Here is a 12,668-nt window from a genome sequence, read left to right on the forward strand (position 1 = left end):
TGAGGATTTATCTATGATAAACATGCAAAATATGATGTCATGTAAAAGTATTTTTTTGAAGTCGTTCTTTATTACGCTTCTGTTCTTGGGAACGGGATATCAAATCAAATATGCAGTAGATACTTTTTGGACATTTGAGGTTGGATTCGAATATATGGCATTTGATATGTTTAGCCGTAATGGACGTCCAATCATTGCATTTATTTATTGGTTATTCTCTCTAACGAATCTGCAAAATGAGTGGTTTTATTATTTTTCTTATGCCCTTGCATTCATTTGCGCAATGATATCAATAGTTGTGTATACCGAGGTGCTTGGTTATTATATTAAAAATGAGAACTTAAGAATCCTTTTGAGCTTTTTGTCTATAATCAATCTATATTCGATTGAATATTTCATGTTTGTTGAGGAAGGTGGATTCTTACTAGGGATACTATTTTGTGTCTCCGCTGTATATTTTATAAATAAGTATTTAAGAACCTCATTGCCTAGTAATATTGCTTTTGCATTAGTAATGGTATTGTTAGCGGTATGTACATATCAAGGAGTTCTGCCAGTCTTTTTTATTTTATCAATACCATGCATATGTAAGAATTCAGATTCCATGATGGATTATATAAAAAAAGGATTGATTCTTTGCTTTATATATTTGGTTTCTGCTGGTATTTATGTGATTATTTATAAGTTGTTTTGTGATGGGGCTCGATCAGCTACAGGAAATACACTCATAGAGAGAATTAAGTATGCAATGTATGTTATCAAACATTCGTATACAACTACCGCTAACTTACTGCCTAAGTACTTATACATGTGTATAGGTTTAGTGATACTTGTATTTAGTGTATTTGGAATTACCAAACTAAAGGACAGGGGCAAGGCTATCTTAAATGTAGTAATAATAATTGTAGCTAATTCGGTTTTGCCTGTAGCTAGTTTAATCGTATCAAGCGGATGGGAAGCACCTAGAATTATTTATCCTATAATGAGTTTGGCTGGCGTCCTAGGTGTAAACTATTTTATTAATATTTGCGACTGTTCAGAAGAGATAGATAATAATCGATTGCCTAAATATGTTGTGACTTTCGTTTGCCTTATACTATTGTTCTCGCAGTATTTGTCTTTTACTAGGATATACAATGATAAGTATAAAATGAATTATGCAGATATGGTGAGAGTTCAGGAAATAGGTCAAACTATTAAGGAATATGAGGCAGAGACAGGCAATAAAATAGTACAGTTTATTTTTTACTATGATGCTCATCAAGATAATCCATATTATCAAGGATTATATTCAGAAGGGGATTTGGTTGTATCTTCATTTCATAGTTGGGATAGTCAATTAAATGCAATAAATTATTATCTCGGTACAGATTATCAAAGATTGCTTCAGCAGGATGATACATATAAAGAATACTTTTCACAACTAGATTGGAAATGTTATTCGCCTTCTCAAATTAGATGCGATTATGATACAGTGCATTACTGCGTATATTAATTTGAAATGCAAAATAAGTAGGGAGAATGAAAGATGATAGGAGTTTATGATTACACAGTTATTTTGACTTATCTTTCCGCTGTTTCAGGTGTGTTAGGTATTATATTTACAACTACCGGTATAGGACATCCATATTGTGGTGCATTATTCCTTATGGTGTCAGGTCTTTTTGACGGATTTGATGGTAAGGTTGCTAGAACAAAAAAGAATCGAACAGATTATGAGAGACGCTTTGGTGTACAGATTGATTCATTATCGGATTTGATTTGCTTTGGAGTGCTTCCTGCATCAATCGGTCTTGGTCAGCTCAGAGCTAGTGGAAGACTAGTTGATTTAGGAAGAGGTCATGCAAGACCAGATAATTATGAGCTTATTCTATTGCTCATCTCGATTGCAGCTTTTTATGTTCTCTCAGCTTTAATCCGTTTGGCATATTTCAACTCCACAGAGGATGAACGTGCTGAGGAGAAAAAGATAAAGGGTAAAGAGTATTTTACAGGTATGCCTGTTACAACCGCTGCGCTTATTTTTCCATTAACATTAGTTATTAACTGGTTTATTAGAGTGGATTTGACTATTTTTTACTTCTGGTTATTGTTTGTTACAGGGCTATTGTTTGTAGGAAATTTCAAGGTTCCAAAGCCGGGAAAGAAGACATTTGCTGCAATGATAGTTGTTGGATTGGTTGAGTTTATTTCGGTTGTGTTTATATTATTTGGATAGAATATTTTTATTGCGGTTGTCTCTGTTTGCTATTGCAGGGACAATTGCTGCTTTTACAGGTGATATATCAAATTAGAGAGTAGAAAGGTATAAGAATTATTTCATGAAAATAAATGAGATAATAAAATCAGAAAAAAGTATAAAGCATTACATTTCAGTGGCAATTATGTTTTTTGTATTGCTAGTGGCTTTGTATACTATTATGACTTATGGGCGAACAATCGTAGATTCCGATTATGCCATATCATATAGATATTATAATGCCATGCAAAGAACGGGAAGTGTTTATCCTGAAACATGGAATACATCAAATGGAGAAATCTATTCATTCAATATTTTCCCATTAACCTTATTGTTCTTTGCAGTTATTAAAAATGCAGTACTTGCGAGGACAGTGTCATCAGCAGTATTCTTACTACTAATGTGTCTTGGAATTATATGGCTTTTTAAATCATATCTGAAAAATTCTGCATGGATTATTGCAATTCCAGTGAGTGTGATTTTTTTATGTGGGAAAACAGCTCGAAGTATGATATTGTTCCAAGGCGCATATGGATCAATTGTATTGGCAGTAACTATGTGCGTTGGATTGTTTTTTGATATATTACTAGAACAAAATAACAGTAAATTAAAATATATCTTTTTTGGCCTTTTGTTATTTTTGATGACCATGGGAGGAATTAGATACTTTGTAGAGTACTTAGCTCCAATTTTTGCAGCTACTGTATTTCTGGGTTTTATAGACAAAAGAATAAACAAGAGAATAGATAAGTACTACTATAAAAGAACGATGGCTCTAACATTTGTGCCTGCATTACTTGGATATTGCCTGTACAAATATATTGGCGTTGTTCGTAATATGAATTACAGTGGTAATAGTAGTCCTCAAATTCGTTTGGATATTTCCACTATAAAAGAAAACATAATATGTTTATGGGGTAATCTTATAAATATTTTTGGATATAGCAATGATAATATAGGATACATTAAATTTGCATATATCGTTATTGCGGTTGTTATTACAATTGTAATACCGTTGATACAGCTAATTAAAATAAAAAAATGTTCTCAAAAAGAACAGGCTTTTATCCTATTTGGATTGTTTCACAATGCTGTAATTATCATGGCAATTTTGTTATGTAGTATGAATGAAGAACGCTATTTGTTAAGCTGTATCTTTGTGAATATAATTATCAGTGCTAATTATATATATAAGTTCTTAGCTGATAAGAGTAGAAAAATAGTTAGTACGGCAATGGTGTTATTTGTTGTCCTATGTGTATACTACTCTGCTAATTTAATAAAAGTAAGTTTTGACTGGAAAGAGAAATATGAAGCTGTAGCTCAGATTAGTATTGAACTAATGAATCGAGGCATACATAGTGTCTATGGAACATATTGGGTAGCATATCCAAATGAAATATATACCAATAGTCAAATAAAAGCCGCTGCAGTTCGAATTAGCTCCGCTTCGTTAGTGAAATTTTATGGTCAAACCGACGATTCTGTTTTCGATTATAAAGATGGTAAAAGTTGTCTTATATTAACAGCAAAAGAATTCGATGATTATGTGAATACATATGGAGTTGATCCAGCTGAAAAATTAGTTGGAAAACCTGTTGAAGTATTTGCAATGGAAAATGAATGCTATAAGGAATTGTTTGGAGATACAAAACTGATAATATATGTATATTCAGATGACATATGCGATAGACTGACTGATGGACTTAGAGATGGAATTCTCAGCCCTTTGGAACTAGATTTTAATGAATGTGGGGAAAGAACGTCAGAAGTAATAACATTGTTAAATGGTGGTATTGTACATGGACCTTATGCAACAATTAATCCAGGTGACTATATAGTTAAGTATGAAGGAGAAAAGCTTTCTGAATGTGAGTATTATGTATATTCAGAAAGTAATTCAACCAAAGTTGATTTTGAAGTAGTTGAGGCTAATGACAATACAATAATAATGAATCTGTCGATTAATGGAGCGGTTGAGGATATCCAGTTTTATTTGGTAAATAATAATGATGAGACTGTAAAATTAAAAAGCATTACTGTGGAATCAAGATAGTGTAAATGTATTAGAAATGGCAAACTATTATTTTTCATATTATTATGCTATAATAGTTCGAGTTTTGTTTAAAAACATATAATAAAAAGGAGTATTAACATGAAGGTTGTACTTTTGGCAGGTGGATTTGGAACACGTATTTCAGAAGAATCTCAATATAAACCAAAGCCAATGATAGAAATTGGAGGTAAGCCTATATTATGGCATATCATGAAGGAATATTCTTACTATGGTTACAATGAGTTTGTAATCTGTGCAGGTTATATGCAACACTATATTAAGGAGTGGTTTGCAGATTATTTCCTTCATAATAGTGATATTACATTTGATTACACAGAGGGCGAGAGAAAAATTATAGTACATGATCAGTATCTCGACAAATGGAAAATTACAGTAGTTGACACAGGTCTTAATACTATGACAGGTGGACGAATCAAGCGTATTCAAAAATATATTGGCAATGAGCCATTTATGATGACATATGGTGATGGTGTTTGCGATGTAAATATTAATGAGCTAGTTGAGTTTCATAAATCTCACGGCAAGATTGCTACACTTACAGCAGTTCGTCAGGATCAGTCAAAGGGTGTTCTTGATATTGGTGGTGACAATGCCGTTAGAAAGTTTAGAGAAAAAAGAGCTTCAGACGGAGTGCCTATTAATGCAGGATATATGGTGCTACAACCGGAGATATTTGATTACATTGATGGAGATGACACAGTATTTGAACGCGAACCTCTTGAGAAACTTGCATCTCAGGGCGAACTCATGAGCTATACATATGATGGTTTCTGGCAGTGTATGGATACTAAGCATGAAATGGATAAGCTTAATGAAATGTTAGAAAATGGTAAGGCACCATGGAAGAAATGGTAAATATTAACAACTTGTTTGATGATATAATCAACTAATAAGTACGAAGAATTGAAATGAGGTATATATATGTCAAATTGGAAGAACGAAGAAGAAGCAAGAGAGCAGATTAAAGCTCTTGTAGCAGATTTTTATCATGATTTCAAGGCTCCAAAGGAGTCAAAAGAAAATTTTAAGCCGGGCGATAGAATTAGCTATGCTAGTCGTGTTTACGACGAGAAAGAGATGAAGTCTCTTACAGATGCTATGCTTGATTTTTGGCTTACAACAGGTCGTTTTTCAGACCAGTTTGAAAAGGAATTCGCACAGTGGATTGGTGTTAAGTTCGCACATCTTGTAAACTCTGGTTCATCTGCAAATCTTATTGCATTTATGACACTTACAGCACCAGAGCTTGGAGATAGACAGATTAAGCGAGGTGATGAGGTTATTACTGTTGCGGCAGGATTCCCTACTACTGTTACACCTATGATTCAGTATGGTGCAGTGCCTGTATTTGTTGATGTTACAGTACCACAGTACAACATTGACGTTACAAAGCTTGAGGAGGCTCTCAGCCCAAAGACAAAGGCTGTTATGATTGCTCATACACTTGGTAACCCATTTGATTTAAAGGCAGTAAAGGCATTCTGTGACAAGCATAATTTATGGCTTGTTGAGGACAACTGTGATGCCCTTGGTACAAAATATACTATTGATGGTGAGACTAAATTCTCAGGTACTTGGGGAGATATTGGTACATCATCATTCTATCCACCACACCACATGACAATGGGTGAGGGCGGATGTGTTTACACAAACAATCCACAGCTTCATAGACTTATCCTTTCATACCGTGATTGGGGACGTGATTGCATTTGCCCATCAGGACAGGATAATTTCTGCGGCCATAGATATGATGGGCAGTATGGTCAGCTTCCACAAGGATATGATCACAAATATGTATACAGCCACTTTGGTTACAACCTTAAGGTTACAGATTTACAGGCAGCAGTTGGTGTTGAACAGCTTAAAAAGTTCCCAAGCTTCATCGAGAGACGTCGTCATAACTGGGCTAGACTTCATGATGCTCTTGCTAATAGCTCAGCAGCTGACAAGCTCATTCTTCCAGCTCCAGCAGAGAATTCTGAGCCTAGCTGGTTTGGCTTCCTTATCTCTGTTAAGCCAGAGAGCGGTGTAAAGAGAAATGATGTAACAAAGTATGTCGAAGCACACAATGTTCAGACAAGACTTCTCTTCTCGGGAAATCTCATCAAGCATCCATGCTTCGATCAGATTAGAGATACAGATGCTTACAGAGTAGTAGGCGAGCTTGATAATACAGAGTTCATTATGAACAATACATTCTGGGTAGGTGTATATCCGGGAATGACAGATGAGATGATTGATTATATGGCACAGGTTATTACAGAGGCTGTAAATCAGTAGTTAGGAGTTTTACAAATGCGAAATATAAAGTTACTTGATTGTACACTTAGAGATGGTGGATATGTAAACGATTGGGAGTTTGGACATGACAATATCTGCTCAATTTTTGAGCGAGTAGCTGATGCTGGGGTTGACATCATTGAAGTTGGCTTCATTGATGAGAGAAGACCTTTCGATATTAATCGAAGCATCTTCCCTGATACAGCATCTATCGAGAAAATCTATGGTGGTATCAAGAAGCGTCCACCTATGGTTATAGGTATGATTGACTATGGTACATGTGGTTTGGAAAATATTCAGCCATGTGAGGAGAGTATTCTTGATGGTATCAGAGTAATCTTTAAAAAGCATATCATGCATGAGGCTATGGCATTTTGTGCTGAGCTTAAAAAGCTTGGTTACAAAGTATGCTCACAGCTTGTTTCTATTACAAGCTACAATGACGAAGAACTTATGGAGCTTATTGGACTTGTAAATGAGGTTAAGCCATTTGCAGTAGGTATTGTAGATACATACGGACTTCTCAATCCAGAGAAACTTACTCATTATTACGAAATGCTTGATTCACATGTAGATTCATCAGTTGCGATTGGATTCCATGCACACAATAACTTCCAGCTTGCTTATGCTAATAGCCGTACATTCCTTGATAGAGAGTCTGATAGAGACATCCTTGTTGATGGTACTTTATTTGGTATGGGCAAGAGTGCTGGAAATGCACCTATCGAGCTCGTTGGAATGTACATGAACCAAAAGTTTGGTAAGTCATATAATATTAATTCCATCCTTGAAGGAATCGATGAGTGTGTTCTTGATTTCTACAAGAAAACTCCATGGGGATACAAAATGTACTTCTACCTTTCAGCTTATAATAGAGTACATCCAAACTATGTTCAGCAGATGCAGGATAAGCCAAGTCTTTCTATTTCAGCAATTAATGATTTACTAGCAAAGATTGAGCCAGAGGATACAAAGTTACTCTATGACAAGGCCGTGGCTGAAGATATCTATAAAGAATATGAGAAGACAGTACTTGATGATTCAAAAGACTATGAAAAGCTTGCAGCTGTATTACAGGGTAAGAATGTTCTTTTGGTTGGTCCAGGAAAGAATATTCAGCTTCAGTCAAAGCAAGTTGACAAGTACCTAGAAGAAAAGAATCCAGTTATTATTTCTATTAATTATATTCCAGGAGCATATACACCTGACTATGTTTTTGTTACTAAGTCTAATAGATACAAGGATATGGCAGATAATTTGCTCGAGGTAAAAAATAAAGATACTAAGATTATTGGTACAAGCAATGTCACTGCGCGTGGTGGTGATTTTGAGTTTACATTCACACGTGAAAAGCTTTTAGAGAAGAACGAGAGCATTGTAGATAATTCATTCCTTATGTTCCTCAAGGTTCTTAACACATGTGGAGTGAAGAATTTGGCATGTGCTGGATTTGATGGATACTCTGACAAAGAGGACAATTATTTCAATCCAAAGATGGAATATTCGTTTGTAAAGGCTGAGGCTAGACAGCTTAATAGACATATAAGAGAGGTTATAACAGAGACATACTCTGATATGAATATCGAGTTTGTTACATACTCACATTATATGGATGTAGAAGACAGCCATGATGCAGCATTTTAATAGATAGGAGCAATTGGGACAAATGAGAGTAGTAGACTACATAGCAGATTTCTTAGTTGAAAAGGGCGTTACTCATAATTTCATGGTTACTGGTGGTGGTGCCATGCAGTTGGATGATGCTCTTGGTCACAAGGCAGAAATCAAAAATATTTTTAATCATAACGAGCAGGGATGTTCTGTGGCAGCAGAAGCATACGCTAGAGTAACAGGGAAAATTGCTAGTGTATGTGTAACTAGTGGGCCTGGTGGAACAAATGCGATTACAGGCGTAATGGGCGGATGGTTAGATTCGATTCCTATGTTCGTTCTTTCAGGACAGGTAAAAAGAGAGACTACTTTATGGTCAGTCCCAGAATTAAATTTACGACAGCTTGGTGATCAGGAATTTGATATTATCAATTCGGTATCAAATATGACCAAGTATGCGGTAATGATTACAGAGCCAGCCGAGATTGCATACCATCTTGAAAAGGCATGGTACTTAGCAAACAATGGTCGTAAGGGACCAGTTTGGCTTGATATTCCTCTTGATGTTCAGGGAGCTAAGATTGATGGTTTAGAGCTTAAGCATTTTGATGCTGCAGCCGAAGGCCTTGAGGTAAAAGTTGATGAGGTGTCAGACGAACAGCTTAAGGACATATTAGACAAGATTTCAAAGGCAAAGGCTCCACTTATCTTTGCAGGATACGGTGTGAGACTATCTGATTCAGCTGAGCTTTTACTTGACTTTGCTAAGAAGCTTCAGATTCCTGTAGCAGTAGCATGGAATTCTGGAGACCTTGTAGCTTATGACAACCCTTTGTATGCAGGTTCTCCAAGTAGAGAGGGAACTAGAGGTAGTAGCTTCATAGTTCAAAACTGTGATTTATTACTTGTTCTTGGTAGCAAAATGAGTATCAGAACAATTACATATAACAAACATGATTTTGCAAAGAATGCATATAAAATTATGGTTGATATTGATGATCAGGAGCTCAAGAAGCCTACATTCATTCCTGATATGCCAATTTGCACAGATGTAAATTATTTCCTTAGACGTATGATGGAAATGGACTACACACCAGTCGAGACACATAAGGACTGGATTAAGTGGTGCCGTATGATGGTAGAAAAGTATCCAGCATGTCTTCCAGAGTATCACCACAATTCAAAGGATGAGCTTTTGAACCCATATGTATTTGTTGATACATTATTCGATTGTATGGATGAAAAGGATGTGCTTACACTTGGTAATGGTAGTGCCTGTGTAATGAGCTTCTCTGGTGCTAAAATCAAGCAGGGACAGAGAATGTTTACAAATGCTGGATGCGCAGCTATGGGATATGGTATGCCAGCAGCTCTTGGCGCAGCTATTGCAAAGCAGGAAAATAATGGACGAGTAGTTTGTGTAGATGGTGATGGAAGTCTTATGATGAATGTACAGGAACTTGCTACAATCGCACACAATAATCTCAATGTAAAATTATTCGTCCTTAACAATAATGGATATCATTCAATTAGACAGACCCAGAGAAACTTATTCAAGCCACCACTTATTGGACTTGACCCAGAGACAGGTGTTAGCTTCCCAGAGTTTGATAAGTTAGCTGAGGCATTTAGATTCAAATACTTCGAGGTAAATAACGAGCCAGAAGTAAGAGATACAATTGAGAAAGCTCTTTCTGAAGAGGGGCCTGTTCTTATTAACGTAATTGTTGACCCTAATCAGAACTTCGTTCCAAAGCTTTCAAGTAAAGTTATGCCAGATGGTAGCATTGTTTCACCATCTATGGATGACATGTTCCCATTCCTTCCAAGGGATGAATACGAAGGAAATAGGTATATTAAATAATGAGTAAAGTTGCTATTTTTGATTTTGATGGGACTATTGTTGACACTATCACGGATGTGGCATTGTCGTTTAACAAGGCTTTAAAAGAAAATGGATTCCCGGAACATAAGATAGAGGCTTACGATGGATTTGTAGGAGGCAACTTAGAAACAGTAGTTTCTAGGATGCTTCCTAAAAACTGTATTTCGGAAGAAAATATAGATAGAGTAAAAACAAGCTATCGTAGCATATATAGTACAAGTGAAAAAGAAAATACTAAGCCATATCCAGGTATTATGGATATGCTTTATTTACTCAAAGAGCAGGGATGGAAATTAGCCATTAATACAAATAAGGGGCAGGTTTTAGTTGACCAACTTGATGAGAAACTATTCCCAGAGAATTTATTTGATTCAGTAGTTGGATATTTGGAGACTAGACCATCAAAGCCAGATGCTTTTGGAGTAAAGATGATTTGCGAAGAATGTGGCGAGGAGGTTTCCAACGCAATATACATAGGTGATGGAATGAGCGATGTATATACCGCTCAAAATGCATCAATTCCATGTATTTTTGTAGAGTGGGGCCAAGGCGCTTTAGAGAATGGGGTTTATGATAATGTCATTTCGGTAAATACAGTATCAGAGCTCCAAGATAGATTAGTTAATTGGGATAAATAAATGAGAGTAATAGTTACGGGTGCAGCAGGATTTGCAGGATATAGCTTAACAAGAGAATTATTAGAACAAGGGCATGAAGTATATGCAATTCTTCGTCCAAACTCAAAACACAACGATAGATTTTATAATGTAAATGGTAATCTACACCTTGTAGAATTAGATTGTGTAGATTTTGATAAAATTGCAGATAAAATATTATGTCAGTGTGATGTGTTTTACCATTTGGCATGGTTTGGTGGAAGAGATGATTTCGAAGGCCAAAACGCAAATATTGATTATACAATTAAAGCAATTGAGTCAGCAGCGAAGTCGGGCTGCAAGCGATTTGTAGGTATAGGTTCACAGGCGGAGTATGGAGTTTGTGAGGGACTTATAACTGAGGATCAGATGCCAAGACCTATCAATGCTTATGGAGCTGCAAAAGTGGCTGCATTGTATCTTTCTAAAAGAAGAGCAGAGCAGTTAGGTGTTGAATGGATTTGGGGCCGTATTTTTAGTCTCTATGGTGACTTGGAGCCAGCAGGTAGAATGCTTCCAGATGTACTTGACAAGATGAAACATGACGAGGCAGTGAGTCTCAGTAGCTGTGAACAGAACTGGGATTACTTGCATGTTGTAGATGCGGCAAAGGCTATTGCGGCTCTTGGAAAGAGTGGTCATGCTGGAGAGATTTATAATATAGCAAATGGCAATTATGCTCCACTTATGACTTTTATAGATAGAGCGAAGACAGAGTTAAAATCTAAATCAGAAGTAAAATTTGGTGAAAGAGTTAACCCATTTATATCTTTACAGCCTGATGTGAGCAAGATTAAGGCACACACGGGATGGTCTCCAAAGATTTGTTTTGAAGATGGAATAGTAGCGTTTGTTGATAACAAGTTGTATTATGAGGTTTAATTTTAATAATGAAAAAGATTAGTATAATGATTCCTTGCTATAACGAGGAAGAGAATATTGTTCAGATAGGCGAAGCTTGTGAAAATATCCTGAAAGAGAAGCTTTCAAATTATGACTATGAGATTTGTTATGTAGATAATGCATCTACTGATAAGACAAGAGAGCTTATCGAGCAGGTGTGTGCTAAAAACAAAAAACACAAAGCTATTTTTAACGTAACAAATTTTGGCCAGTTTAACTCGCCATTTCATGGAATATGTGAGCTGGATGGAGATTGTGTAATTCCTGTATGTGCAGATTTCCAGGACCCTGTAGAGATGATTCCTGTATTTGTGCATGAATGGGAGCAGGGACACAAAATTGTAAGTGGTGTAAAGGCTACCAGCAAGGAAAATGGTTTTGTATATTTCCTCCGAACAATGTACTACAAGACTATTAAAAAGATGTCTACAGTACATATGATTGAGCATTTTACTGGCTTTGGCCTTTACGACAAATCATTTGTTATGCTTCTTAGAGAGTTGAAAGATCCACTTCCATTTATCAGAGGTATTGTAGCTGAGTATGGTGAGGGATTTAATCTCAAAATAGTTGAGTATGAGCAGCCACAACGTAGAGCTGGAGTTACTCACAACAATTTCTATACATTATATGATGCAGCTATGCTGAGTTTTACAAGCTACACAAAGGTGGGGCTTAGAATGATGACATGGCTTGGTTTTATAGTAGGATTTATCGATGTCATTGTGGCAATTGTATACCTTGTTCTTAAACTTACACATTGGAATGATTTTGCAGCTGGCAATGCACCAATGGTAATTGGTATGTTTTTACTTGGAGCCATTCAGCTTACATTTATGGGATTTATGGGAGAATATATATTAAATATTAATACTAGAACTATCAATAGGCCAATAGTTGTCGAAGAGAAGAGAATTAATTTTGACACAGAAGAATAAGTAATATTTATATTAGTTATGAAAAGGTTGCAATCGAGATTTTCATGATTGCAACCTTTTTTAAGGGAAAAAGAACTGT

Annotated in this window: 10 protein-coding genes; all 10 read left to right on the forward strand. The window is 35.9% G+C overall.

Annotation, left to right across the window (positions count from 1 at the left end):
* Positions 1-13 precede the first annotated feature (13 nt).
* Positions 14-1,495 carry a glucosyltransferase domain-containing protein gene (locus E7276_RS02565; RefSeq protein WP_294213366.1) on the forward strand — a complete coding sequence of 494 codons (1,482 nt, stop codon included), beginning with the start codon at positions 14-16 and terminating at the stop codon, positions 1,493-1,495.
* A gap of 33 nt (positions 1,496-1,528) precedes the next feature.
* Entirely contained in the window at positions 1,529-2,218 is a 690-nt protein-coding gene (locus E7276_RS02570) for a CDP-alcohol phosphatidyltransferase family protein (RefSeq protein ID WP_294213369.1), read from the forward strand.
* A 103-nt stretch (positions 2,219-2,321) separates the two neighbouring features.
* Positions 2,322-4,295, forward strand: coding sequence for a hypothetical protein (locus E7276_RS02575; protein ID WP_294213372.1), 1,974 nt, complete (start codon positions 2,322-2,324; stop codon positions 4,293-4,295).
* 99 nt (positions 4,296-4,394) lie between these two features.
* A complete protein-coding gene (gene rfbF, locus E7276_RS02580) occupies positions 4,395-5,171 on the forward strand; it encodes a glucose-1-phosphate cytidylyltransferase (RefSeq protein ID WP_294213374.1) in 777 nt (258 codons plus the stop codon).
* Positions 5,172-5,237: 66 nt separating this feature from the next.
* Positions 5,238-6,596 carry a lipopolysaccharide biosynthesis protein RfbH gene (gene rfbH, locus E7276_RS02585; RefSeq protein ID WP_294213376.1) on the forward strand — a complete coding sequence of 453 codons (1,359 nt, stop codon included), beginning with the start codon at positions 5,238-5,240 and terminating at the stop codon, positions 6,594-6,596.
* Between the two features lie 15 nt (positions 6,597-6,611).
* Positions 6,612-8,240: an aldolase catalytic domain-containing protein gene (locus E7276_RS02590; protein WP_294213379.1), complete on the forward strand. Its 1,629-nt coding sequence runs from the start codon at positions 6,612-6,614 to the stop codon at positions 8,238-8,240.
* Positions 8,241-8,262: 22 nt separating this feature from the next.
* Positions 8,263-10,071 (forward strand): thiamine pyrophosphate-binding protein, encoded by a 1,809-nt coding sequence (locus tag E7276_RS02595; protein WP_294213380.1) that lies wholly within the window; start codon positions 8,263-8,265, stop codon positions 10,069-10,071.
* The gene (locus tag E7276_RS02600) at positions 10,071-10,730 is read left to right on the forward strand and encodes an HAD family hydrolase (RefSeq protein WP_294213383.1); all 660 of its coding nucleotides are present in this window, start codon (positions 10,071-10,073) and stop codon (positions 10,728-10,730) included. Before E7276_RS02595 ends, E7276_RS02600 begins: the two co-directional genes overlap by 1 nt.
* Positions 10,731-11,630 (forward strand): NAD-dependent epimerase/dehydratase family protein, encoded by a 900-nt coding sequence (locus tag E7276_RS02605; protein WP_294213384.1) that lies wholly within the window; start codon positions 10,731-10,733, stop codon positions 11,628-11,630. It begins immediately after the preceding gene.
* 8 nt (positions 11,631-11,638) lie between these two features.
* Positions 11,639-12,589 carry a glycosyltransferase family 2 protein gene (locus E7276_RS02610; protein ID WP_294213387.1) on the forward strand — a complete coding sequence of 317 codons (951 nt, stop codon included), beginning with the start codon at positions 11,639-11,641 and terminating at the stop codon, positions 12,587-12,589.
* Positions 12,590-12,668: the final 79 nt, after the last annotated feature.

Origin of the sequence: Pseudobutyrivibrio sp. (assembly GCF_015057185.1) — a bacterium.
Lineage (GTDB): Bacteria > Bacillota > Clostridia > Lachnospirales > Lachnospiraceae > Pseudobutyrivibrio.